Origin of the sequence: Micromonospora sp. NPDC006766, assembly GCF_040636055.1 — a bacterium.
Classification (GTDB): Bacteria; Actinomycetota; Actinomycetes; order Mycobacteriales; family Micromonosporaceae; genus Micromonospora.
Window position 1 is genome coordinate 1 of the sequence record NZ_JBEYIX010000060.1, and the last position, 24,648, is coordinate 24,648.

At 71.7% G+C, this 24,648-nt stretch carries 20 protein-coding genes; 12 read left to right on the forward strand and 8 right to left on the reverse strand.

The features are described from left to right. Nucleotides 1–276: 276 nt before the first annotated feature. Nucleotides 277–861: a hypothetical protein gene (locus ABZ671_RS28655; RefSeq protein ID WP_357863982.1), complete on the reverse strand. Its 585-nt coding sequence runs from the start codon at nucleotides 859–861 to the stop codon at nucleotides 277–279. 602 nt (nucleotides 862–1,463) lie between these two features. Between ABZ671_RS28655 and ABZ671_RS28660 the strand changes: the two genes are divergently transcribed. From ABZ671_RS28660 to mshC, 4 genes are all read left to right on the forward strand, one after another. Then, entirely contained in the window at nucleotides 1,464–2,174 is a 711-nt protein-coding gene (locus ABZ671_RS28660; RefSeq protein ID WP_357863984.1) for an MSMEG_4193 family putative phosphomutase, read from the forward strand. Nucleotides 2,175–2,286: 112 nt separating this feature from the next. Beyond that, on the forward strand, nucleotides 2,287–2,874 hold the full coding sequence (locus tag ABZ671_RS28665) for a DUF3090 domain-containing protein (RefSeq protein ID WP_357863986.1): 588 nt from the start codon (nucleotides 2,287–2,289) through the stop codon (nucleotides 2,872–2,874). Beyond that, nucleotides 2,871–3,692: an SCO1664 family protein gene (locus tag ABZ671_RS28670; protein WP_357863988.1), complete on the forward strand. Its 822-nt coding sequence runs from the start codon at nucleotides 2,871–2,873 to the stop codon at nucleotides 3,690–3,692. The genes ABZ671_RS28665 and ABZ671_RS28670 overlap by 4 nt, the downstream gene beginning before the upstream one ends. Nucleotides 3,693–3,759: 67 nt before the next feature. After that, nucleotides 3,760–4,998 (forward strand): cysteine--1-D-myo-inosityl 2-amino-2-deoxy-alpha-D-glucopyranoside ligase, encoded by a 1,239-nt coding sequence (gene mshC, locus ABZ671_RS28675; protein WP_357863990.1) that lies wholly within the window; start codon nucleotides 3,760–3,762, stop codon nucleotides 4,996–4,998. Between the two features lie 133 nt (nucleotides 4,999–5,131). On the opposite strand, the gene ABZ671_RS28680 is transcribed toward mshC, so the two are convergent. Both ABZ671_RS28680 and ABZ671_RS28685 read right to left on the reverse strand, forming a co-directional pair. Next, nucleotides 5,132–5,923: a GntR family transcriptional regulator gene (locus ABZ671_RS28680; protein ID WP_357863991.1), complete on the reverse strand. Its 792-nt coding sequence runs from the start codon at nucleotides 5,921–5,923 to the stop codon at nucleotides 5,132–5,134. 112 nt (nucleotides 5,924–6,035) lie between these two features. Beyond that, entirely contained in the window at nucleotides 6,036–6,905 is an 870-nt protein-coding gene (locus ABZ671_RS28685; RefSeq protein WP_357863993.1) for a PAC2 family protein, read from the reverse strand. Nucleotides 6,906–7,167: 262 nt separating this feature from the next. On the opposite strand from ABZ671_RS28685, the gene metH reads away from it, so the two are divergent. Together metH and ABZ671_RS28695 are read left to right on the forward strand one after the other, a co-directional pair. After that, nucleotides 7,168–10,683, forward strand: coding sequence for a methionine synthase (gene metH, locus ABZ671_RS28690; protein ID WP_357863995.1), 3,516 nt, complete (start codon nucleotides 7,168–7,170; stop codon nucleotides 10,681–10,683). A 248-nt stretch (nucleotides 10,684–10,931) separates the two neighbouring features. Beyond that, the gene (locus ABZ671_RS28695) at nucleotides 10,932–11,108 is read left to right on the forward strand and encodes a hypothetical protein (RefSeq protein WP_357863996.1); all 177 of its coding nucleotides are present in this window, start codon (nucleotides 10,932–10,934) and stop codon (nucleotides 11,106–11,108) included. A gap of 27 nt (nucleotides 11,109–11,135) precedes the next feature. Here ABZ671_RS28695 and ABZ671_RS28700 read toward each other — a convergent pair whose 3' ends face one another. Next, nucleotides 11,136–11,843 carry a class I SAM-dependent methyltransferase gene (locus ABZ671_RS28700; protein WP_357863997.1) on the reverse strand — a complete coding sequence of 236 codons (708 nt, stop codon included), beginning with the start codon at nucleotides 11,841–11,843 and terminating at the stop codon, nucleotides 11,136–11,138. 541 nt (nucleotides 11,844–12,384) lie between these two features. Here ABZ671_RS28700 and ABZ671_RS28705 point away from each other — a divergent pair. Beyond that, complete coding sequence (locus tag ABZ671_RS28705) at nucleotides 12,385–13,032, forward strand: HAD family phosphatase (protein WP_357864000.1); 648 nt, start codon at nucleotides 12,385–12,387, stop codon at nucleotides 13,030–13,032. 72 nt (nucleotides 13,033–13,104) lie between these two features. Here ABZ671_RS28705 and ABZ671_RS28710 read toward each other — a convergent pair whose 3' ends face one another. From ABZ671_RS28710 to ABZ671_RS28720, 3 genes are all read right to left on the reverse strand, one after another. Continuing rightward, nucleotides 13,105–15,657 carry an FtsX-like permease family protein gene (locus ABZ671_RS28710; RefSeq protein ID WP_357864002.1) on the reverse strand — a complete coding sequence of 851 codons (2,553 nt, stop codon included), beginning with the start codon at nucleotides 15,655–15,657 and terminating at the stop codon, nucleotides 13,105–13,107. After that, complete coding sequence (locus ABZ671_RS28715) at nucleotides 15,657–16,424, reverse strand: ABC transporter ATP-binding protein (RefSeq protein WP_357864004.1); 768 nt, start codon at nucleotides 16,422–16,424, stop codon at nucleotides 15,657–15,659. The genes ABZ671_RS28710 and ABZ671_RS28715 overlap by 1 nt, the downstream gene beginning before the upstream one ends. A gap of 374 nt (nucleotides 16,425–16,798) precedes the next feature. Continuing rightward, nucleotides 16,799–17,716, reverse strand: a complete 918-nt coding sequence (locus tag ABZ671_RS28720; protein WP_357864006.1) for a PD-(D/E)XK nuclease family protein — start codon at nucleotides 17,714–17,716, stop codon at nucleotides 16,799–16,801. Nucleotides 17,717–17,848: 132 nt separating this feature from the next. Here ABZ671_RS28720 and ABZ671_RS28725 point away from each other — a divergent pair, with 132 nt between their 5' ends. The 3 genes from ABZ671_RS28725 (at nucleotide 17,849) to ABZ671_RS28735 (ending at nucleotide 20,627) form a co-directional block, all read left to right on the forward strand. After that, nucleotides 17,849–18,940 carry a site-2 protease family protein gene (locus ABZ671_RS28725; RefSeq protein ID WP_357864038.1) on the forward strand — a complete coding sequence of 364 codons (1,092 nt, stop codon included), beginning with the start codon at nucleotides 17,849–17,851 and terminating at the stop codon, nucleotides 18,938–18,940. Then, nucleotides 18,937–19,896 carry a tRNA (adenine-N1)-methyltransferase gene (locus tag ABZ671_RS28730; RefSeq protein WP_357864007.1) on the forward strand — a complete coding sequence of 320 codons (960 nt, stop codon included), beginning with the start codon at nucleotides 18,937–18,939 and terminating at the stop codon, nucleotides 19,894–19,896. The genes ABZ671_RS28725 and ABZ671_RS28730 overlap by 4 nt, the downstream gene beginning before the upstream one ends. 158 nt (nucleotides 19,897–20,054) lie before the next feature. Further along, nucleotides 20,055–20,627, forward strand: coding sequence for a hypothetical protein (locus ABZ671_RS28735; RefSeq protein ID WP_357864009.1), 573 nt, complete (start codon nucleotides 20,055–20,057; stop codon nucleotides 20,625–20,627). A gap of 57 nt (nucleotides 20,628–20,684) precedes the next feature. Here the strand turns inward: ABZ671_RS28735 and ABZ671_RS28740 are convergent, their stop codons facing one another. Further along, the gene (locus ABZ671_RS28740) at nucleotides 20,685–20,981 is read right to left on the reverse strand and encodes a ferredoxin (RefSeq protein WP_357864040.1); all 297 of its coding nucleotides are present in this window, start codon (nucleotides 20,979–20,981) and stop codon (nucleotides 20,685–20,687) included. A 178-nt stretch (nucleotides 20,982–21,159) separates the two neighbouring features. On the opposite strand from ABZ671_RS28740, the gene arc reads away from it, so the two are divergent. Continuing rightward, nucleotides 21,160–22,941, forward strand: coding sequence for a proteasome ATPase (arc, locus tag ABZ671_RS28745; RefSeq protein ID WP_357864011.1), 1,782 nt, complete (start codon nucleotides 21,160–21,162; stop codon nucleotides 22,939–22,941). Nucleotides 22,942–23,123: 182 nt separating this feature from the next. Next, the gene (dop, locus tag ABZ671_RS28750) at nucleotides 23,124–24,641 is read left to right on the forward strand and encodes a depupylase/deamidase Dop (protein WP_357864012.1); all 1,518 of its coding nucleotides are present in this window, start codon (nucleotides 23,124–23,126) and stop codon (nucleotides 24,639–24,641) included. Nucleotides 24,642–24,648 lie beyond the last annotated feature (7 nt).

The following is a 24,648-nucleotide window of genomic DNA, read 5'->3' on the forward strand; positions in this document are numbered from 1 at the left end:
GCCCCGACCATCCGGTCGGGGCGCCACTGGGCGTCGGTGTGCAGGTCGCCTCTCGGCGAGTGGCACGACGCGGCTCCAGCCGAACGGTATTCCGCGAAGGCAATTTGGGTGAGGCCCGGGGACACTGGACACACCGACGCTCCGCACAACGGTACGAGAGGCGTTGGTCTTCCGCTGCCTCGGGTGATCGCCGTCACCTGGTGCTGGTTCCTCCGGGTACGCCCGTACGCCGCTGGCCGGCACCCGTGTTCGGGGGTGCCGGCCAGCGGCGTTGTGTCAGTTGTTCCAGTACTGGGCGACCAGGTCGGCGGCCTGCTGCTCCCACTGGGCGTAGGCGTCCGGGTACGCCGACACCTGCACCGTCTGCGCGGCCTTGGTCAGCGGCATGTCCTGCCACCCGTCAACCTGCTTCAAACCCTTGAGGAACGCGGTCGTCGCGTACTCCGGATCGGTGATCTGCTCCGGGCTGCCCCAACCCGAGCTCGGGCGCTGCTGGAACAGACCCAGCGAGTCGTGGTCGTTGGCGTCACCCAGGTGGCCCAGGTTCTCCAGCTTCGACTCCTGCAGGCTGGTGGCGATCGAGATGACCGCGGCCCGCTCGGGCAGGCCGGCCTTCTTCGTCGCGGCGATGATCGCCTTGGTGTTATCGACCTGCTCACCGTTCAGGTTGATCTTCGACTGCGCGCCCTGCACACCATGCGGAATCAGCTTCGCCATGTCCGGCTTCGCGGCCTGCACCGCAGCCGCCGGGGCGGCGTGTACCGGCTCAGCGGCGTGAGCGGCGATCGGACCGGCGAACACACCACCGGTGAAAGCCAGACCAGCAACACCAAGAATGCTCTTACGCAGTATCGAGTTCATAACCAGAAGCTCCATTCGGGGGTTGGCGCACACGCCGACAGGGGGGGGCGGCTGTTGTGCGCAAGCACCACGTCAGGCGCTCAAAGAAAAGGGGGAGAGTCTTCGACCGGCTGGGCACGCGGGGCAGGATCGCCTCTTCGCGGCGCCGGGACCATGTCCAACGACCGGCGACCCGCCAACATTCCGGGCCTCGCACACCCGCCGGGCGGGGTGGCCTTCCTCGGCCGTGCACCCGTATTCAACGACCGCCCGCCGCCCGGCATTCCGGCCCCGCGACGCCACCCACCACACCCGCAAACCGGACATCCCGCCCATGCCGCCCAGGCGGCTCACCGGTCGGGCCGGCAAGATCCGGGCAACTTCCCCGAAGGTGGCCCCTCGCGGCGGCGGGAGGCAGCACTTTCCGGGAAACTGGGCGGATCATGGCGGCGCCGCGCACCGCCGAGCCGTGCGCGGCGTATACCGGGCGCGGGACGTGCGGGCCACGCATGCGGATGGCGCGCGCACGACGCCGGGCCCCCGCCCGGACATCGCAAACCAGAAGCGGACCGGGCCCCGCGACCGCCCACGGTGGGACACACCGGGCGCTCTGCCGCCTTAGGGTGGTCAGCGTGGCGACCCTTCTGCTTCTGCGACACGGCCGGACCACCGCGAACGCCGACGGCGGCCTGGCCGGCCGGCGGCCCGTCGAGCTGGACGAGATCGGCCGCGCTCAGGCCGCGGCGGTTGGCGAGCGGCTGAAAGGGCTGCCTTTGGCGGCGGTGGTGACCAGCCCGCTGATCCGCTGCCGGCAGACCCTGGAACTGGCCGTGCCGCAGGCCGAGCCGGTGGTGGAGGAGGGGCTGATCGAGTGCGGGTACGGCAGCTGGGAGGGGCAGCCGCTGAAGAAACTGGCCAAGGAGCCGCTGTGGCCGGTGGTCCAGCAACATCCCAGCGCGGTCGTCTTCCCCGAGGGGGAGTCGATGGCGGCGATGGCGGCGCGGGCGGTCGCCGCGGTGCGTTCCTGGGACGCCCGGGTCACCGTCGAGCACGGGCCGGAGGCCTGCTGGCTGGCCTGCAGCCACGGTGACGTGATCAAGGCGATCGTGGCGGACGCGCTCGGCGTACACCTGGATCTTTTCCAGCGGATCGTCGCGGACCCGGCGTCGGTGACGGCGATCCGCTACACGCCGCTGCGGCCGTTCCTGGTCCGGCTCAACGACACCGGCGGCGATCTGGCGAGCCTGGTGCCGCCGCCGCGCAAGCGGCGCCGGCGGACGGCGCGTACGGATTCGGACGCGGCTGTGGGCGGCGGTGCGGGGGCGGCCCCGTGAGCCGGCCCGCCACGCCCGGAAAGTGCCGCTGTGGGCCCCGGCGTTTCGCCCTGGGCGGATTCCACGTCGGTGCGCTACGCGGCGGTTCCGGCCTCCGGATAGGGTCGTGGGTATGACCCACCAGGTGCACGCCTTCGAGCCGCCGGAGCGGTTCGTCGCCGGGACCGTCGGTCCGCCGGGGGAACGCACGTTTTTCCTGCAGGCGCGCGGCGGCGGCCGGCTGGTCAGCGTGGCGCTGGAGAAGGTCCAGGTGTCCCTGCTGGCCGAGAAGCTGGAGGAGTTGCTCGCCGAGGCGCAGCGCCGGTTTGGCGTGCAGTTGCCCGAGGCGCCCACCGCGGCCGGCGACAACGATCCGCTGGACACCCCGGTCGACGAGGAGTTCCGGGTCGGCACGCTGGGCTTGGCCTTCGACGTGGACAGCGCCACCGTGGTGATCGAGGCGATTGCCGTCGGTGAGGCGGAGGCCGAGGTCGCGCTCAGCGACGTCGCCGACGACGACGAGGACGAGGACGAGGACCCGGACGAGCCGGACGACGACCTGGACCGGCTCCGGGTCCGGCTGACTCCCGAGGCGACCCGTGCGTTCATCGAGCGGGCCCGCCGCGTGGTCAACGCCGGCCGACCGCCCTGCCCGCTCTGTGGCCAGCCGTTGGACCCGGCCGGCCATCTCTGTCCGCGGCACAACGGTTATCACCGGTGACCTCGTCGGAACTTCAACCCCGACAGGACGGCGCCGCGACGCTGCGGTTGCTCAGCGACGGTGAGCTCGTCCTGGAGGGGCGGCTGGTCGACGCCTCCAACACCACCCTGCGTGGGATCCTCACCCTGGACGGGCTGACGGCCCGCTGCGTCTACAAGCCGGTCCGGGGCGAGCGCCCGCTCTGGGACTTCCCGGACGGCACGCTCGCCGGCCGGGAAGTGGCGGCATACCTGGTGTCCCGGGCCACCGGGTGGGATCTGGTGCCGCCGACCGTGCTGCGGGACGGGCCGTTCGGGCCGGGCTCCTGCCAGCTCTGGATCGACGAGCCGGAGGCGGCCGAGCCGCTGGTCGGGTTCGTGCCGGCCGCCGGGGTGCCGTCGCGCTGGTTTGCGGTGGCCGCGGCCCGCGACGACGACGGAGCCCCGTACGCCCTCGCCCATGCGGACGACCCGCGCCTGGCCCGACTGGCCGTTCTCGACGCGGTGATCAACAACGCCGACCGCAAGGGCGGCCACCTGATCTCAGGCCCGGACGAACGGATCTACGGGGTGGATCACGGCGTCTGCTTCCACGTCGAGGACAAGCTGCGTACGGTGCTGTGGGGCTGGGCCGGCCGGCAGCTCCCGCCGGAGGCGGCGGCGGTGCTGGACGGGCTGGCCAGCCAGCTCGCCACCGGCCCGCTCGCCGACGAGCTGGCCGAGCACCTGACCGTCGGCGAGGTCGCCGAGCTGGCGGCCCGGGTGGGCCGGCTGCGGGAGACCGGTCGGTTCCCGCTGCCCTCGCAGGAGTGGCCGGCGATGCCCTGGCCGCCCCTGTGAGCCGTTGTCGCGTTGATCACCTGAGGCGCGCACCCCGAGTGCCTGACAGATCGTTAGGCTGGCGGTCATGGAGTCTTGGGCAGGACACGAGGTGCCACGGCTGCCGGGCAGGGGCCCGTCGCTGAGCTTGTACGACTCGGCGCGGCAAGCTGTCCATCCCAGCCAGCCCGGCGGGGTCGCCTCGATGTACGTCTGCGGCATCACCCCGTACGACGCGACCCACCTCGGGCACGCCGCCACCATGATCACCTTTGACCTGGTGCAGCGGATGTGGCGGGACGCCGGCCTAGCCGTGCGGTACGTGCAGAACGTCACCGACATCGACGACCCGCTGCTGGAGCGGGCCGAGCGCGACGGCGAGGACTGGAAGGTCCTGGCCATGCGGGAGACCGCGCTGTTCCGGGAGGACATGGAGGCGCTGCGGATGATCCCCCCGGCGCACTACGTCGGGGCGATCGAGTCGATCCCGGACATCGTCGAGAAGGTCCTGGTGCTGCTCAAGGACGGCGCCGCGTACCGCCTCGACGACGGCACCGGGGACGTCTACTTCGACGTCACCGCCGCGCCGGCGTTCGGCTACGAGTCGAACCTGTCCCGTCAGCAGATGTTGGAGATCTTCCCGGAGCGGGGCGGCGACCCGGACCGGGCCGGCAAGCGCGACCCGCTCGACCCGCTGCTGTGGCGCGGCACCCGCGAGGGCGAGCCGTCCTGGCCGGGCGGCGAGTTGGGCGCCGGACGGCCCGGCTGGCACATCGAGTGCGCGGTGATCGCCTTGAACCTGCTCGGCGACCGGATCGACGTGCAGGGCGGCGGCAACGACCTGCTCTTCCCGCACCACGAGTGCTCGGCGGCGCACGCCGAGCGGTTGACCGGCCAGGCGCCGTTCGCCGACCACTACGTGCACGCCGGCATGATCGGCCTGAACGGCGAGAAGATGTCGAAGTCCAAGGGCAACCTGGTCTTCGTCTCCCGGCTGCGGGCCGACCAGGTGGACCCGATGGCGGTCCGGTTGGCCCTGATGAGCGGGCACTACCGCACCGACCGCTCCTGGACCGACGACCTGCTCGCCACGGCACAGCAGCGGCTGGGCCGCTGGCGCCGGGCCGCCGCGGCGCCGGCCGGACCGTCCGGTGACGAACTCCTCGCCGGGGTGCGCGCCCGCCTCGCCGACGACCTCGACACCCCTGGCGTTCTGGCGCTGGCCGACGTCTGGGCCGAGCAGACCCTGGCCGGCGTCGCCGCCGACGCCGGCGCCCCCGCCCTTTTCACGAAAACCGTCGACGCCCTCCTCGGCATCCGCCTCTAACCACCCCCACCCCACCCCACCCCCACCCCACCCCCACCCCCGCTGCGTCGATCATGGAGTTGTGGCGGTCGTTTTGGCCGGATGGCGGCTTCTGTCTGCCACCACAAACTCCATGATCGGCGGGGCAGGGGGGTCAGCCGAGGACCAGGCCGGGGTCGGGGTCCGGGTCGGCGGCCGGGGCGGGGACCTTGTACTCCTCGGTGAGGGTGGTCATCGGGCCGGGCCAGGTGGCCTGGGCGACCTCGATCGGCTTGCGCCGTGCGTCGTACGCGACGTGCAGCAGGTGCAGCACCGGCGTGTCCGGCCGGATTTGGAGCGTCTCCGCCTCCTCCCGGCTGGGCTGGCGGGCGCTGATCGTGTCGGTCGCGGTGACGTACCGGCGGCCGGTGGCCTCCTCGGCCTCCTGATACAGCGGGCGGCCGAACGCCTCGGCCCGTTCGAGGGAGGTGCCAGCGGTGTCGGTGGGCAGGAACCAGGAGGCGCCCACCTCGACCGGTGACTCGTCGGTGCGGACCAGGTGGCGTCGGCAGAGCAGTTCGGTGCCGTCGGGCACGCCGAACGCGTCGGCCACCTCGGGCGGGGCGGGGGCGCGGCCGACGGAGACGAGCTGCTGCCGGTATCGGGCGGCGAGGTCGGTGTGGTAGCCGCGGAAGCCGCCGTACCGGCCGCGGGAGAGCCGGTTGAGCCGGCGCCGGGTGCCCCGGACGTACGTACCGGAGCCGGGCTTGGTGATCAGGATGCCCTCGACCCGCAGCTGGTCGACGGCGCGTTGCACGGTCTGCTTCGCCACGCCGAACATCTCGGCGATGGCCGGGATGGACGGCAGTCGCTCGCCGGGCCCCCAGTCGCCGCGCCGCACCTGGGCCTTGAGCTGTGCGGCGATCTGGCGGTGCGGGAACTCGGCCGCACCCGGGTTGATCTGCATACCGCCTCCTCTTAACAGCTAGGTTCCTAGGATGCCGTAGTCAGGGTGACCTTCGCCACCCCGGACACGAGAAACCGGGCCCCGAAGGTGCCGGAGCCCGGTACGTCAGTGGCTACCAGGAGCCGGCGGTCGGGCCGGCGGAGCCGCCACGGCGGCGCAGATACTTCTCGAACTCCTGGGCGATCTCGTCCCCGGTCAACGGGGTGATGCCGGCGTCGCCGACCCGTTCCTCCAACTCGCGGACGTACTCGCCCAACTCGGCGTCCTGCTCGGCGGCGCTGCGCACCCGCCGCTCCCACTCGGCCGCCTCCTCGGCCAGGTCGACCATCGGCACCGGCAGGTCGAGCACCTCCTCGACCCGGTGCAGCAGCGCCAGGGTGGCCTTGGGGCAGGGCGGGTTGTTGGCGTAGTGCGGCACGTGCACCCAGAACGACACCGCGTCGACCTCGGCCCGGGTGCAGGCGTCGTGCAGCACCCCGACGATGCCGGTCGGCCCGTCGTAGCGGGTGGGGGTGAGCTGGTAGCGCTTGGCCGCGTCGACGTCCGAGGCGCTGCCGCTGATCGGCAACGGCCGGGTGTACGGCACGTCGGCGAGCAGCGCGCCCAGCAGTACGACCCGCTCGACCTCCAGGCTGTGGCAGATCTCCAGCACCTGCTCGCAGAACGTGCGCCAGCGCATGCTCGGCTCGATGCCGCGGATCAGCACCACGTCCCGTTCGGTGCCCGCCGGGCTGGCCACCATGAAACGGGTGGTCGGCCACTGCACCCGGCGGGTCTCGCCGTCGGCCATGGTGATGGTCGGCCGGCTCACCTGGAAGTCGTAGAAGTCCTCCGGGTCCAGCTCGGCCACCTGCCGGGCCTGCCAGACCTGCTCCAGGTGCTCCACCGCCGCGGTGGAGGCGTCCGCGGCGTCGTTCCAGCCCTCGAAGGCCGCGATGGCGACCGGGGAGCGCAGCACCGGCAGCCCGTCGAACTCCGTCACGCCGTCACCCCACCCCGCTCGTCACAGGCGGTGCCGGGCCATCGCCAGCACATTCGCCCGCCGTGCACAGTCGCGTCCCTGATGTCCCTCACGTCCGTCAGCCTACGTGCCGGCGCCGGACGCGGCCCGTCGGCCGCGCCGGTTGGCTCGGCGGGCCACCCGGTCGAACCGGTTAACCGGTATGCGGTGCTTCCGCTCACAGTATGTGGGAAGCGCAGTGTTGCAGTGACCTGGCACGGGACTGCCGCACTAACCTGGCTCTGTGCGGACTACGTTGCTCGATGTGCTGGCGGAGCGGATCGTCATCGCCGACGGGGCGATGGGGACGATGCTCCAGGCGGCTGACCTGACCCTGGACGACTTCGACGGCCTCGAGGGCTGCAACGAGGTGCTCAACCTGACCCGGCCGGACGTCGTGCGCGGCGTGCACGACGCCTACCTGGCAGCGGGAGCGGACTGCGTCGAGACCAACACCTTCGGCGCCAACCTGCCGAACCTCGCCGAGTACGGCATCGCCGGACGGATCCGGGAGCTGTCCGAGGCGGGGGCGCGGCTGGCCCGGGAGGCCGCCGACGCGTACGCCACGCCGGAGCAGCCCCGCTTCGTGCTCGGCTCGATCGGCCCCGGCACCAAGCTGCCCACCCTCGGCCACGCCGCGTACGCCTCGCTGCGCGACGCGTACCAGGAGAACGCGGCCGGCCTGATCGTCGGCGGGTCGGACGCGCTGATCGTGGAGACCTGCCAGGACCTGCTCCAGGTCAAGGCGGCGGTGATCGGGTCGAAGCGGGCGATGGCTGAGCTCGGGCGCCAGGTGCCGATCATCTGCCACGTCGCCGTCGAGACCACCGGCACCATGCTGCTGGGCAGCGAGATCGGGGCGGCGTTGACCGCGATCGAGCCGCTCGGCGTGGACCTGATCGGGCTCAACTGCTCGACCGGCCCGGCCGAGATGGGCGAGCACCTGCGCTACCTGTCCCGGCACTCGCGTATCCCACTGTCGGTGATGCCGAACGCCGGGCTGCCCGTGCTGACCGCCGAGGGGGCCTACTTCCCGCTGACGCCGGTCGAGATGGCCGACGCGCTGGAGCAGTTCGTCACCGAGTACGGCGTGTCCCTGGTGGGCGGCTGCTGCGGCAGCACCCCGGAGCACATCCGGGTGCTGGCCGAGCGGCTGCGCGGTACGCGGCCGGTGGCCCGCGAGCCGCGGCCGGAGGCCGGCATCTCGTCGATCTACCACCATGTGCCGTTCGCTCAGGAATCCAGCGTCCTGATGGTCGGGGAGCGGACCAACGCCAACGGCTCCAAGGCGTTCCGGGAGGCGATGCTCGCCGGCGACTGGCAGGCCTGCGTGGAGATCGCCCGCGGCCAGGCTCGGGACGGCTCGCACCTGCTGGACCTTTGCGTCGACTACGTCGGCCGCGACGGCACCCGCGACATGCGGGAGTTGGCGGGCCGGTTCGCCACCGCCTCCACCCTGCCGATCATGCTGGACTCCACCGAGCCGGCGGTGATCGAGGCCGGGCTGGAGATGCTCGGCGGGCGCTGCGTGGTCAACTCGGTGAACTTCGAGGACGGCGACGGAGCAGGGTCCCGCTACGCCCGGGTCATGCCGGTCGTCAAGGAGCACGGCGCCGCGGTGGTCGCCCTGCTCATCGACGAGGAGGGCCAGGCTCGTACCCGGGACTGGAAGGTACGCATCGCGGCCCGGCTGATCGAGGACCTGACCGGGCGGTGGGGGCTGCGCCGGGAGGACATCCTCATCGACGCGCTGACCTTCCCGGTCGCCACCGGCCAGGAGGAGACCCGCCGCGACGGGATCGAGACGATCGAGGCGATCCGGGAGATCGCCTCCCGCTACCCGGGGGTCAACTTCACCCTGGGCATCTCCAACGTCTCGTTCGGCCTGAACCCGGCCGCCCGGCAGGTGCTCAACTCGGTCTTCCTGCACGAGTGCGCGCAGGCCGGCCTGACCTCGGCGATCGTGCACGCCAGCAAGATCCTCCCGATGTCGAAGATCCCCGACGAGCAGCGCGAGATCGCCCTCGACCTGATCTACGACCGCCGCCGCGAGGGCTACGACCCGGTGCAGCGGTTCATCGAGATCTTCGAGGGCGTCGACGCGGCCTCGGCGCGGGCCACCCGGGCCGAGGAGTTGGCCGCGCTGCCGCTGGAGGAGCGGCTCAAGCGGCGGATCATCGACGGCGAGCGCAACGGCCTGGAAGCCGACCTGGACACCGCGATGGCCGGCGGGCGCTCGCCGCTGTCCATCATCAACGACCTGCTCCTCGACGGCATGAAGGTGGTCGGCGAGCTGTTCGGCTCCGGTCAGATGCAGCTGCCGTTCGTGCTCCAGTCCGCCGAGGTGATGAAGACCGCGGTGGCCTACCTGGAGCCGCACCTGGAGAAGACCGATGACGGTGGCAAGGGCAGGATTGTCCTGGCCACCGTCAAGGGCGACGTGCACGACATCGGCAAGAACCTGGTCGACATCATCCTGTCCAACAACGGTTACGAGGTCGTCAACATCGGCATCAAGCAGCCGATCAACGCGATCCTCGACGCGGCCGAGCAGCACCGGGCCGACGCGATCGGGATGTCCGGGCTGCTGGTCAAGAGCACGGTCATCATGAAGGAGAATCTCGCCGAGATGGCCACGCGCGGGGTGGCCGAGCGCTGGCCGGTGCTGCTCGGCGGGGCGGCGCTCACCCGGGCGTACGTTGAGGACGACCTACGGTCGATGTTCCCCGGGCAGGTGCACTACGCCCGGGATGCCTTCGAGGGGTTGTCCCTGATGGATCGGGTGATGACCGCCAAGCGGGGCGGCGCGCCGGTGGTCGACCCGGAGCGGGAGGCGGCCCTGGCGGCCCGCCGGGAGCGGCGGGAGCGGCAGCGGGCGTTGGTGCGGGAGGCGCTGCCCGAGCTGGACGACACCTCGGTCCGCTCCGACGTGGCCACCGACGCGGAGGTGCCCACGCCGCCGTTCCTCGGCAGCCGGGTGGTCAAGGGAGTGCCGTTGGCCGACTACGCGGCGCTGCTCGACGAGCGGGCCACGTTCCTCGGCCAGTGGGGGCTGCGTGGCGCCCGGGGTGGCAAGGGCCCGTCGTACGAGGAGCTGGTGGAGACCGAGGGCCGGCCGCGGCTGCGTTACTGGCTGGACCGGCTGATCGCCGACCAGGTCCTCGAGGCGGCCGTGGTCTACGGCTACTTCCCGGCGTACGCCGAGGGCAACGACCTGGTGGTGCTGGACGAGAACGGGCACACCGAGCGGGCCCGGTTCTCGTTCCCGCGGCAGCGGCAGGAGCGGCGGCTCTGCCTGGCCGATTTCTTCCGGCCGCGGGGCGACGAGCTGGACGTGGTGGCGCTGCAGCTGGTCACCGTTGGGCAGCCGATCAGCGAGTACACCGCGAAGATGTTCGCCGGCAACGAGTACCGCGACTATCTGGAAGTGCACGGCCTGTCCGTGCAGTTGACCGAGGCACTCGCCGAATACTGGCACCGGCGAATCCGGTCCGAGCTGATCCTGCCCGACGGGCGTACCGTCGCCGACGACGACCCTGCGGACCTGGCCGGCCTGCTGCGCACCGATTACCGCGGCTGCCGGTACGCGTTCGGCTACCCGGCCTGCCCGGACCTGGAGGACCGAGCGAAGATCGTGGAGCTGTTGGGGGCCGAGCGGATCGGAGTGCAGCTGTCGGAGGAGTTTCAGCTGGTGCCGGAGCAGGCCACGGACGCGATCGTGGTGCACCATCCGGAGGCGAGCTACTTCAACGCCAAGTGACGCTGGGGCACCGGCGTGTCGCGCGTTCCCGCCGGCCCCGCTACCGACCGCCACCGACGGGTTGAGGGGCACGTTGCTGCGTCGGCAGCCGGTGCGGAGTCTGGCTGGCTGGGGTCCCATGTACCGGTGTCGACCGGATGGCCAGGGGTATCCGTACGGCGTGGACCGCGTGGACACTTGAAGAGCCCGGTAGATGTGGGCACCGAGGAGCTCTGGCGAGGATAAGGTGACGAGGGAAGGGGACGACGATGGCCAAGGACACACCCGTCAAGGTCCGGCCGGCCACGCCCACGATCGTCGGCGTGTCGGCCGACGCTCCCGAGGAACCGCCGAGCAGCCTCGACCTGTGGGCCCGGGCGCAGGTGTTGCACCGCTGCTTCGGCGAGGACGACGGGGAGCCACACATCATGCGCGGCCTGGACTGAGCTCCGGCCGCGCGCAAACGGGGCTGATCAGTCGGCCCGGCCGCAGGCGAGCAGCGCGGCGGTGGGCAGGTGAAGAGTTCCGTCGGTGTCCCGGTAGGGGGCGCTGAGCCGGTCGTACTCCCGCCGGAGGCGTTCCCGTGCGGCGGCGGGCTGCCGCTCCAGCAACAGGCCGATGGTGCTGATGCCGTTGGCGGGCCCGGCCCACCAGTTTTCCGGATCGGTGCGGTGCTTCCAGGCCACGGTGACGCACCGGACGTCGGTCAGTCCGGCCGCGGCCAGCAGCCCGGCCAGCCCTGCCTCGGTGCGCGGGAAGTCCCGGTCCGTCGCGAGTCGGGGCAGGTCCGCCGGCGTCGTGACCCCGGCGGCGGTGACCGTCTCGCTCACGTGGTTGAGCACGAAGTTGGCCACCGCCGCGTCGAACCCGCCGGCCGGGAACGGCAGACGCGGCAGCACGGCCTGCCGGACCTGCGCGCCCGGCGCGTTGCGCCGCGCCGCGCCGAGCATGCTCGGCTCCGCGTCGACCGCCGTCACTTCGGCGCCGCGAGTGAGGGCCGCCGCGGCGACCGTGCCGGGCCCCGTGCCGACGTCGAGCACCCGCTGCCCGGTCCGCACCGCCGCCGCGTCCAGCAGTTCCTCCGCCGGGTACGCGCAGAGCCGGCCGAAGCTGCGCTCGTAGGCCTCGGCCCGCCCCGCCCACCGGGACCGTTCGTGCGTGTCGAAGTCGGTGCCGATCATGCCGGGAGCGTAGCCGGTTCGGTGTCTCTCACGGATTGCGTGCCGGCCGTACCTTGGTGGACATGACGACGATTCTGGTGTCAATAGCGGTGGCTGTGGTGCTCGTCGCCGCGGCGGTCGGCTACGTCGCCTGGCGGGACCGGCGGCGGTCCACCCCGGACGAGGACCGGACGGCCGCGCGATGCCCGGGCCGCCCAGCAGCGGCACGAGGCGAGCCGACACGCCGCGCAGGGCGACACGGTACGCCGCGGTCAACTCCCGAGCGGTATGTGAGCTGTGCCGCCGGGGCGGCCGACGACGGATCTGTCCGGGCCGCCCGTCCGATGCGTCACCCTCAGCGAACGGGCACACGCGCAGCATGACGGCTGGAACAACGGCAGCCACGGCTTCATCGGCTGAACCGCTGCTCTCGTCCCGCGGTGGGCTGATGCCGTAGGTCACCCTCCGCGGACACCGTCGGCCGGCGTCCGCGCCCGGTTGAGAGGATCAGCGGGTACGCCACCTGAGGAGGTCCCCGCTGAGCAGCAGACATCCCGCCGCCGTGCTTTTTGACATGGACGGCACCCTGGTCGACAGCGAGAAATTGTGGGACGTCGCGTTGCAGGAGCTCGCGGCGGTCTACGGCGGCACCCTCTCGGATACCGCGCGCCGGGCGATCATCGGCACCAGCATGGCCGAGTCGATGCGGATCCTGCACGACGACCTCGGCCAACCGGAACGGGACCGGCAGGCCAGCGCCGAGTGGATCAACGCGCGGATCCTGGAGCTGTTCGGCACCGGGCTGCGTTGGCGGCCGGGCGCGCTGACGTTGCTGCGGGCGGTGCGCGCGGCCGGGATTCCGACGGCGCTGGTCACCTCCAGCGGCCGGCCGCTGGTCGAGGTGGCCCTGGACACCCTGGGCCGGGACAGTTTCGACGCGGTGGTGTGTGGGGACGAGGTCGGCGCGGCCAAGCCGCACCCGGAGCCGTACCTGACGGCCGCCCGGCTGCTCGAGGTGCCGATCGAGCGGTGTGTGGCGATCGAGGATTCGCCGACCGGGGTGGCCAGTGCCTTGGCGGCCGGGGCGGCGGTGCTGGCCGTACCGGCGGAGGTGCCGCTGCCACCGACGGACGGCGTGCACCAGTTGGAGAGCCTGACCGGGGCGGATCTGGAACTGCTCGCGGCGTTGCTCGGCGAACCGCCGGCCTGACCGGCCCGTTCGGGCGTCAAGAGGGGCCCCCTGCTATACGCCAGGCGTTAACAGGGGGCCCCTCTTTGCACCTCACTCGTGGGCGATGGCGCCCAGCACGTTGATCCGGGCGGCCCGGACCGCCGGCAGGATCGCGGCGACCACCCCGACGATCGCGGCCAGGCCGAGCATGACCGCCATCTGACCCCAGGGCAGGATCAGGTCGTTGATCCCCTCGTCCTTCAGCGCGTGGACCACGGCAGCGCCGAGGCCACTGCCGACGGCGACGCCCAGCAGCGCGCCGAACACCGAGATCACCACCGCCTCGACAGTGATCATGCGCATGGTCTGCGCCCGGCGCAGCCCGATCGCCCGCAGCAGACCCAGCTCACGGGTGCGTTCCAGCACCGACAGCGCCAGGGTGTTCACGATGCCGAGCACCGCGATCACGATGGCCAGCGCCAGCAGGATCTGGATCATCCTGAGCAGCCCGTCAAGCTGACCGGTCTGCTGCTTGATGAACGCGTCCCGGTCTGCCACCGACACCTCGGGGGAGTCCGCGAGCAGCCGCTCCACCTGCGGCAGGACGTCGGCCACCCGGGCGCCCGGGGCGAGCTGCACGAAGCCCTGGATGGGCTTCGGGATGACGAAGTCGCGGACCGCCTGTGGCGGCAGCATCACCGGGTTGGTCAGCTGGTTGCTCTGGTAGATGCCGCTGACCGTGTAGGTGTGGGCGTCGCCGCGGGACAGTTGCACCGTCACCGTCGAGCCGACCGAGACACCCCGGGCCTTGGCGGTGTCGGAGCTGACCAGCATCTGGTCCGGGCCCAGCCGGCTGATGTCGCCGGCGGTGGCCTTCGCCCCGAAGATCTGCTCCAGCGCGCCGCTGTTGCTGGACGCGGCCACCCAGGTCCGTTCGCCGTTGACCTCGGCCATGTCGCCGTACTCGCCGTCGACGAGTTGCACGCCGGGCAGCGCGGCGGCCTGGTCCAGCACCGCCGGGTCGAAGCTCGGCGGCCGTGGGCCGTTCTGCGTCCCGGCGATCACCAGTTCGGCCTTGATGGTGTCCTTCGCCAGCGCGCTGATGCTTCCCTTCGCCGAGTCGAGGATCACCGTCACCCCGGTGACCAGGGCGATGCCGACCATCAGCGCGGCAGCGGTGATCGCGGTGCGGCGGGGGTTACGCCCGGAGTTGAGTCGCCCCAGCTTGCCGGGCACCGACCAGGCGAAGATCGCCCCCAGCAGGGAGACCACCGGGCGGCTGATCAGCGGGGTCAGCAACGCCACGCCGATGAAGGCGAAGAGCACGCCGCCCAGGATGGTGGCCAGGGTGTTGTCACCGGCGTTGCCGTTGAGCCCGAGGAGGAGCAGCCCGGCGCCGACCGCGGTGACCAGCGTGCCGGCCACCGTGATCCGGGTCAGCGGACGGTCGGGAGTGGCCACGTCCTGCATCGCCGCGATCGGTGGGATCCGGGACGCGCGCAGCGCCGGCAGCAGCGCCGCCACCACGGTGATCACCAGGCCGACCGAGAACGCGCCGATCACCGCCGCCGCCGGTACGCCGATGCCGGCCAGGGTGAGCCCGCCGGCCAGGTTGCCGAAGAGCCAGGCCAGCAGGGCGCCGATGCCGACGCCGGCGGCCAGGCCGAACGCCGAGGCGATCAGGCCCACCGTGACGGCCTCCACCACCACCGAGCCGATGATCTGCCGGCGGCTGGCCCCGACGGCCCGCATCAGGGCCAGCTCACGGGTCCGCTGCGCGACGATGATCGAGAAGGTGTTGAGGATCAGGAACGTGCCGACCAGCAGCGCCACGGCCGCGAAGCCGAGCAGGATCCGGTTGAAGAACGACAGCGCCGTCTTGAACCCCTGGGCGGCGTCGGCGGAGAGCTGCTCGCCGGTCTTGACCACGTATCCGTCGCCCACGGCGGCGGCCACCGCGTCGCGCAGCGACTCGTCGGAGACCCCGTCGGCGGCCGTGACCTTCACGCTGTTGAAGGTGTTCGGCTCGCCCAGCATCAGCCGCTGCGCCGTCGGAGTGGTGAACATGATCTCGTTGCTGCCGCCGATCGAGTCGCGGCCGCCGCTGTAGCCGACGATCCCGACGATGGTGAAGTCCTGCTTGGGCTCCAGCGGCGTGAGCACGCCGACCCGGTCGCCGAGCTTCACCTTCCCGGCGGTCGCGAGCCCCTGGTTGATGACGATCTCGTCGTCGGCCCGCGGCTCGTGCCCCTCGCGCAGGTGCAGCTGGTCGGACTCGCCGGTCCAGTTCTCGCCCAGCTGCGGCGGGCCGAACGAGGCGACGGCCTTGCCGTTGCTGCCGATCAGCTGGGCCCCGTCGGCGACGACCATGCCGGTGGCCCCGGCCACCCCGGGCACCGCGCGGACCTTGTCCACCGTCGCCGCCGGGAACGGCGGGGTCGCCTGGTCGCCCTGCACCTCCGCTCCCGCGATCTTCGGCTTGGCCGCGACGTTGACGTCGATCCCCGCGTACGCGTCGGCGAAGATCGCGTCGAAGGTGCGGCCGAGGGTGTCGGTGAGCACGAACGCGCCGGAGACGAACATGACGCCCAGCACCACCGCCAGACCGGACAGCAGCAGGCGTACCTTGCGCGCGAGCAGGCTCTTCAGTGTGGCCCGGAGCATCAGTTGGCCACCTCGGCCGGGACGTCCAGCTTCTTCATCGTGTCCAGCACCGTGTCGGCGGTCGGCTCGATCAGCTCGGAGACGATCTGCCCGTCGGCCAGGAAGACCACCCGGTCGGCGTACGCGGCGGCGGTCGGGTCGTGGGTCACCATCACGATCGTCTGGCCGTGCTCGCGGACCGAGTTGCGCAGAAAGTTCAACACCTCGGCGCCGGAGCGGGAGTCCAGGTTGCCGGTCGGCTCGTCCGCGAAGATCACCTCGGGGCGGGCGACCAGGGCACGGGCGCACGCCACCCGCTGCTGCTGGCCGCCGGAGAGCTGCGCCGGCCGGTGCCCCAGCCGGTCCCGCAGGCCGACCGTCGCGATCACCGTGTCGTACCAGGCCTGGTCCGGCTTGCGGCCGGCGATCGACATCGGCAGCAGAATGTTCTCCTGGGCGGTGAGCGTGGGCAGCAGGTTGAACTGCTGGAAGATGAAGCCCACCTTGTCCCGGCGCAGCTTCGTCAGGCCGGCGTCGTTGAGCCCGGTCACCATCGTCTCGCCGATCGAGACCGTGCCCCGGGTCACCGAGTCGAGGCCGGCCAGGCAGTGCATCAGCGTGGACTTGCCCGACCCGGACGGGCCCATGATCGCGGTGAAGCGGCCCCGCTCGAATTCGGCGGTCACCCCCCGCAGCGCGGTGACCTGGGCCTCACCGCTGCCGTACACCTTCCACACGTCGTTCGCCCGGGCCGCGGCCTGCGCCTGCTGGCCTATCGTCGCGGTCACGTCATCTACCTCTTCCGTCCAACCTGCTGATCCGCACCGCCCCCGCTGGCCGGTGCGGCAGTTCCCATCCTCGGCGTCGCCGGACGCGGATCCGTCCGACTCCGGGTGGATCCGTCGCCGGAATTCACGCTGGGGGTCGCCCCCGAGATCGGCTCAGGGTGCTCCCTGACTCCGCCGTTGAAACAGCGCCGTCGACGTTGGGACGCCACGTCGCGTCATGGTCAACCCTGCCGCGCCGTTGCTGGTCACGGTAGGTGACGGTCGCCACTCCCGTCCGCCGGTCAGGCCTCTGGGCGCCCCGGGCCCGTCTCGTCGGCCAGCGTCACAGTCGGCACCCGGTCACGCAGGCCGAACCCGGCCCTCAGCGAGGGGGACTATTCGTCCGCCCCGGGGGCGATCGGCCGGGACCGGGCGTCGGTCAGCGGATCCCCGGGGCCGGTCGCCGGGAACGGTGGCGGGGTGCCGCCGAAGCTCGGGCAGAGCGCCTGATGGCTGCACCAGTCGCAGAGCCGGCTCGGCCGGGGACGGAAATCCTGCCGCTCGGTGGCCTGCTCGATGGCCTGCCAGAGCGCCACCACGGTGCGCTCGAAACGCAGCAGCTCGTCGGCGTCGGGGCTGTAGTCGCACACCTCGGCGTCCTTGAGGTAGAGCAGCCGCAGCACCCGGGGCACCACCCCGCGGGTGCGCCACAGCACCAGGGCGTAGAACTTCAGCTGGAACAGCGCCCGCGCCTCGAACGCCTCCCGAGGCGCGCCGCCGGTCTTGTAGTCGACCACCCGCAGCGCGCCGTCCGGGGCCACGTCGAGGCGGTCCAGGTAGCCCCGGATCAGCAGCTCGTCGTCGACCACCGCCGAGATCAACGCCTCCCGCTCGGCCGGCTCCAGCCGCCGCGGGTCCTCCACCGCGAAGTAGCCCTCCAACAGCGCGGCGGCCGAGCGGAGGAAATCGGCCAACCCCGCGGTGTCACCCTCGGCGAACAGCGCCGCCAGCTCCGGCTGCTCGGTGACCAGCCGGTCCCACTGCGGGGCGACCAGGTCGCCGGCGGACTGCGGGGTGCGCGCCGCCGCCGGCAGGTCGAACAGCCGCTCCAGCACCGCGTGCACCAGCGTGCCCCGGGCCTGCTCCGGCGTGGGCCGCTCGGGCAGCCGGTCGATGCTGCGGAACCGGTAGAGCAGCGGGCAGGTCTTGAAATCCGCCGCCCGCGACGGCGACAGCGACGCCCGCACCGTGGGCGGCGCCACCACCGCCGCCGCCGGGGATTCCTGCGTGTCGATCACCGGTTCCGCCGTCATGCCCGGAAGGGTAGGGCACCGGTGTGACAGGGCCCCCGCCGCCGCGCCGGGGCATGATCCGCGCCGCGTACCATCGACCCGGTGGAGCAGGAGTCTCGACCGCCGCGTCGGCCCGGCCTGACCGTCGGTCGGGTGTGCGGGGTGCCGTTGCGCGTCGACGCCTCGGTGCTGCTGCTCGCCCTGATCATCACCGTCCTCTACGCCGCTCTCGCCCGCAACCAGCTCGACCTCGGCCGGCTCGGCGGCTACCTGGTCGGCCTCGGCTTCGTGATCTCCCTGCTCGGCTCGGTGCTGCTGCACGAGCTGGGCCACGCACTGACCGCCCGCCGCTTCGGCATCGGGGTGCGCGGGATCACCCTGGAGCTGGTCGGCGGCTACACCGAGATGGACCGGGACGCCCCCAGCCCCCGCGTCGACCTGCTGGTCTCGCTCGCCGGCCCGGCGGTGTCCGCGGTGCTCGGCGCCACCGCCGTCGCCGCCACCCTGGCCCTGCCCACCGGCACCCTCGCCCACCAGCTCGCCTTCCAGCTGGCGGTGAGCAACATCGTGGTCGCCGTCTTCAACAGCCTGCCCGGGCTGCCGCTCGACGGTGGCCGGGCCCTACGCGCCGCCGTCTGGGCGCTCACCCGGGACCGCCACCGCGGCACCGAGGTCGCCGCCTGGGTCGGCCGCGGCGTCGCCGTCGCCACCGCGGCCGTGGTGGTCCTGCTCACCCTGCGCCGGGCGCTCGCCCCGGTGGCCCTGCCGCTGGTGCTGCTGGTCGCCGTCACCCTCTGGCGGGGCGCCGGCCAGTCCATCCGGATGGCTCAGATCAACCGCCGTCTCCCGCTGGTCGACCTGGCCCGGCTCGCCCGCCCGATGTTCCCCGTACCCAGCGGCACCCCGCTCGCCGAGGCGCAGCGCCGCCGCGCCGAGGCCGCCACCCCCGACGCCGCGCTCACCGTCGTCGACGCCGCCGGCCGGCCGGTGGCCCTGGTCGACCCGGCCCGCGCCGACGCCGTACCCCCGCAACGGCGGCCGTGGCTCGCGGTGGACGCGGTGTCCCGCGGCCTGGACACCCTGCCCGCCCTGCCGGTCGGCGCGGACGGCGAACGCGTGCTGGAGACCCTACGCACCCACCCGGGCGCGCAGTACGTGGTGACCGCAGGCGAAGATGTCGTCGGCGTTCTGCACATCGCGGATCTGGCGCAACTCCTGGAACCCAAACGGAAGACGAACACGTGACCGCACAATCCTCCACCGTCCCCCCACTGCCGCCGGTGCACCGCGGGCCGTTCCGCCCCGGGGACCGGGTGCAGCTGACCGACCCCAAGGGCCGGATGCACACCGTGACGCTGGAGCCCGGCAAGGAGTTCCACACCCACCGGGGGATCCTCCGGCACGACACGCTGATCGGCCTGCCCGACGGCAGTGTGGTCACCACCACCGGCGGCGGCACCGCGTTCCTCGCCCTGCGGCCGCTGCTGTCGGACTACGTGCTCTCCATGCCCCGCGGCGCCCAGGTGATCTACCCGAAGGACTCGGCGCAGATCGTCGCCATGGGCGACATCTTCCCTGGCGCGAAGGTCCTCGAGGCCGGCGCCGGCTCCGGGGCGCTGTCCTGCTCGCTGCTGCGGGCCGTCGGCGTCGAGGGTGAGCTGCACTCGTACGAGCTGCGCGACGACTTCGCCCAGATCGCCCGGCGTAACGTCGAGGCGTTCTTCAACGGCCCGCACCCGGCCTGGCGGCTGCACGTCGGCGACGTCGCCGACTGCCCGGAGACCGGCTTCGACCGGATCATCCTGGACATGCTCACCCCGTGGGAGATGCTCGACATGGTCGAGCGGGCGCTCGTTCCCGGTGGCGTGCTCATCGGCTACGTGGCCACCACCCCGCAGCTGTCCGAGCTGGTCGAGGCGCTGCGCGAGCGCGGCGGCTGGACCGAGCCGCGCGCCTGGGAGTCGCTGGTCCGGGACTGGCACGCCGAGGGGCTCGCCGTGCGCCCCGACCATCGTATGATCGCGCACACCGCGTTCCTGGTCTCCGCGCGCAAGCTTGCCCCCGGGGTCACCGCGCCGCCGCGCCGTCGCAAGCCCAGCAAGGGCACCGAGGCGTACGTCCAGCGCCGGCAGGCGCTGCGCGAGGCGGAGGCGGCCCGGCAGGCGGCGGCCGAGGCGGATCAGGAAATCGACCAGCCGTGACCCTGCGGCGTGGCCGGCAGTGCGCGGCTGGATCATGTGTCCCGGCGGGGACAGCACCGGACGGGTGGAGGTAGTGCCATCAGCGAGCGGATCGGGGTGCGCGGCGAGCGCCCCGGCGGACGGGACCGGCAGCTGCGGGAACACCGGGAGGCGGCGGCATGAGCAAACCCGGCTACGGCAACGGCGACCTGCCCGCCGTCTTTCCGGACTGGTCGCCGTACACCGAACTGGAGTCCGCCGCCCGGGCCTACCTGCGTGACCCGGACATCGCACTGGAAGCCCTCGGCGGGGTGCTGCGCGGCGCCTCCGTGCTCGGCTTCACCCTGGAACGCTTCGTCAACGAGGTCAACGGCGTGTGGCAGGAGGTCGTCGTCTGCGACGGCAGCCGCCTGATCCTGTGGCACGGCGAGGACGTGCCGCCGGGGGAGGGGCCGCCCGGCTCGATGACGTCCTCACTGCGGGTGGTGCCGGTCTCCACGGTCACCGAGGTCGGCTGCCGGCGGCGGCTCACCCGCTCGGACACCGGCGGGGCCCGGGTCGACAGCATCGACGTCTACCTGCTGCTCAGCTCCCTGGACGAGGCGCCGCCCAGCGACGAGGTCGTCGGCGCGCCCCGGCACGACGCGCTGCGCTTCGGCAAGACCCTCGACGACGGCGGCGCCGGCCAGATCGCCCGGCTGGAGGAGTTCGCCCGCCTGGTCGCCTCGGTCGTCGGCCGGCCCCTGCTGTGAAACGCGGCGCGGGTCGGGGACACCCATCCCCGACCCGCGCCGCACGTCTCGTCGGGGTCAGTCCTCCTCGGCGTCCGGCCCGGCCACCTCAACACCGTCGCTGCCGCGCACCACGTGGATGCACTCGCCCGGGCACTCCTTCGCCGAGTCGATCACCTCGAGGCGCAGGTGCTCCGGCACGTCGACCCGGGCGCCCGCGGACTGCCGCAGCTCGCCGTCGGGGCCCTTGACGTACGCCAGGCCGTCGACGTCGAACTCGAAGACCTCGGGCGCGTACTGCACGCACAGCCCGTCGCCCGTGCAGAGGTCCTGATCCACCCAGACCTGAAGCTGGTCCGTCGCGACCTCCGCCACCGGTGCACCCCCCATGTTCTCCCGTCCCACGCCCCGACGGTACCCGAACGCCGGTACCCGCCCGACGACCAGCCCTTGGCGATCAAGCTTCGGTGACGAGCGCGTTGCGTGGGACCGAATCGGGCTCATAGCGGCTAGTGTTAGCTCAGAACGTTCAAGCCCCCCGGGGAGGTGGGACGTGGCACGCAGCGACGACGCGGACTCGCGCGCCGCACGGTGGGAGAAGGAGGCCCACGATCTCTCCACGCAGGTCGCGTTCCTGCAAGAGGAACTCGCCCTGGTGCGGCGCAAGTTGACTGAAAGCCCCCGACACGTCCGGCAGCTCGAAGAGCGGCTGGCGGCCACCCAGGCACAGTTGGCGCGGCTGACCGAGAACAACGAACGGCTCGTGAGCACCCTCAAGGAGGCTCGCGCGCAGATCGTGACGCTCAAGGAGGAGATCGACCGCCTCGCCCAACCACCGAGTGGCTACGGTGTCTTCCTTGCCAAGCACGACGACGGCACGGTGGACGTGTTCACCGGCGGGCGCAAGCTTCGGGTGGCCGTCTCGCCCTCGCTCGAGGTCGACGACCTGCGCCGTGGGCAGGAGGTCCTGCTCAACGACGCGCTCAACATCGTCGACGCGTTCGGTTACGAGCGGGTCGGCGAGGTCGTGATGCTCAAGGAGATCCTCGCGGGTCCCGACGGCGCGCCGGGCGACCGGGCGCTGGTGGTCTCGCACTCCGACGAGGAGCGCATCGTGCACCTCGCCGAGACCCTGATCGGCAGCGCGATCCGGGCCGGCGACTCGCTCATGATCGAGCCCCGCTCGGCGTACGCGTACGAGCGGATCCCGAAGAGCGAGGTCGAGGAGCTCGTGCTGGAGGAGGTGCCCGACGTCGACTACGAGGACATCGGCGGCCTCCACACGCAGATCGAGCAGATCCGCGACGCGGTGGAGCTGCCGTTCCTGCACGCCGACCTGTTCCGCGAGCACCAGCTCCGGCCGCCGAAGGGCATCCTTCTCTACGGCCCGCCCGGCTGCGGCAAGACCCTGATCGCCAAGGCGGTGGCCAACTCCCTCGCCAAGAAGATCGCCGAGAAGCGGGGCGAGGAGAAGCACACCAGCTTCTTCCTCAACATCAAGGGCCCCGAGCTGCTCAACAAGTACGTCGGCGAGACCGAGCGACACATCCGGCTGATCTTCCAGCGGGCGCGGGAAAAGGCCGGCGAGGGCACCCCGGTGATCGTGTTCTTCGACGAGATGGACTCGGTCTTCCGCACCCGCGGCTCCGGCGTCTCCTCCGACGTGGAGAACACCATCGTTCCGCAGCTGCTCAGCGAGATCGATGGCGTCGAGGGCCTGGAGAACGTCATCGTCATCGGCGCCTCCAACCGGGAAGACATGATCGACCCGGCGATCCTGCGCCCCGGCCGGCTCGACGTCAAGATCAAAATCGAGCGGCCGGACGCCGAGGCGGCCAAGGACATCTTCTCCAAGTACATCCTTCCCGGCCTGCCGCTACACGCCGACGACCTGGCCGAGCACGGCGGCGACCCGCAGGCCACCGTGGCGGCGATGATCGACGCGGTCGTGCTGCGGATGTACTCGGAAACCGAGGACAACCGCTTCCTCGAGGTCACCTACGCCAACGGCGACAAGGAAGTCCTCTACTTCAAGGACTTCAACTCCGGTGCGATGATCCAGAACATCGTCGACCGGGGAAAGAAGATGGCCATCAAGGAGTTCCTCACCTCCGGGCGCAAAGGGATGCGACTGCAGCACCTCCTCGACGCCTGCGTCGACGAGTTCCGCGAAAACGAGGACCTGCCCAACACCACCAACCCCGACGACTGGGCCCGCATCTCCGGCAAGAAGGGCGAGCGGATCGTCTACATTCGCACGCTCGTCTCCGGCGGCAAGGGCGCGGAGGCCGGCAGGTCGATAGAGACCGCCAGCAACACCGGCCAATACCTGTAGCAGGCCCGACGGCACCACGCCAGGTCCGCGACGCACCCACGTCGCGGGCCTGCGCGCGTCCCGTCCGACCCGCCGTAACCCGCCACACCGGACAGCCCGGGGCAGCCACCCCCTTTTCAGCCGGGCGACGACTACCCTCGACGTGACGGGGGACCGGAACGGCGAGCGGAGCGGGCAGGTCGATGAGCGTCAGACGGATCATGGGTACCGAGGTCGAATACGGCATCTCCGTGCCCGGCCAGGCCGGAGCCAACCCGATGGTCACCTCCTCACAGGTGGTCAACGCCTACGGGGCGCGCCCGGAGCTCAACCGAGGCGGCCGGGCCCGCTGGGACTACGAAGAAGAGTCGCCGCTGCGCGACGCCCGAGGCTTCACCTACTCCGGGGCGGCCTACGACCCGGCCGAGGCGCTTGCCGACGAGGACCTGGGGCTGGCCAACGTCATACTCACCAACGGCGCTCGGCTCTACGTCGACCACGCCCACCCGGAATACTCCACCCCCGAGGTGACCAACCCCCTCGACGTGGTGCGCTGGGACAAGGCGGGGGAGCGGGTGATGGCCGAAGCGGCCAAGCGGGCCGCCACCATCCCCGGCACCCACCCCATCCACCTCTACAAAAACAACACCGACAACAAGGGCGCCAGCTACGGCGCCCACGAGAACTACCTGATGCGGCGGCAGACCCCGTTCGCCGACATCGTGGCGTACCTGACGCCGTTCTTCGTCACCCGCCAGATCGTCTGCGGCGCCGGCCGGGTCGGCATCGGCCAGGACGGGAGCCAGAGCGGCTTCCAGATCTCCCAGCGGGCGGACTTCTTCGAGGTCGAGGTGGGCCTCGAGACCACCCTCAAACGGCCGATCATCAACACCCGCGACGAGCCGCACGCGGACGCCGACAAGTATCGCCGACTGCACGTCATCATCGGCGACGCCAACCTGTCGGAGATCTCCACCTACCTGAAGGTCGGCACCACCGCGCTGATCCTCACCATGATCGAGGAGAAGGCGCTCGGCTCCGACCTCGGCATCGCCGACCCGGTCGGCGAGCTGCGCGCGGTCAGCCACGACCCGTCGCTCACGCACCGGATGCGGATGCGGGACGGCCGCAGGCTCACCGCCCTGGACGTGCAGTGGGCGTACCTGGAGCGGGTCCGCTCCTTCGTGGACGACCGGTACGGCGACGACGTCGACGAGCAGACCGTCGACGTTCTCGACCGCTGGGAGAGCGTGCTGGACCGGCTCGGCCGCGACGCGTTCCTCTGCGCCGACGAGCTGGATTGGGTGGCCAAGCTGCGGCTGCTGGAGGGCTACCGGGAGCGGGAGCAGCTCGGCTGGGGCGCGCACAAGCTCCAACTGGTCGACCTGCAGTACTCCGACGTCCGGCCGGAGAAGGGCCTCTACCACCGGCTCGTCTCGCGGGGGGCGATGAAGACCCTGCTCGACGATGAGCAGACGCGCACCGCGATGACCGAGCCGCCGGAGGACACCCGGGCCTACTTCCGGGGTCGCTGCCTGGCCCAGTACGCCTCCGAGGTGGTCGCCGCCAGCTGGGACTCGGTCATCTTCGACGTGGGCCGCGAGTCGCTGGTCCGGGTGCCGATGATGGAACCCGAGCGGGGCACCCGTAAGCACGTCGGGGCGTTGTTCGACCGGTGCGACACCGCTAAGGACCTGCTGGAGACGCTGACCGGCGGCTGAGCCGGAT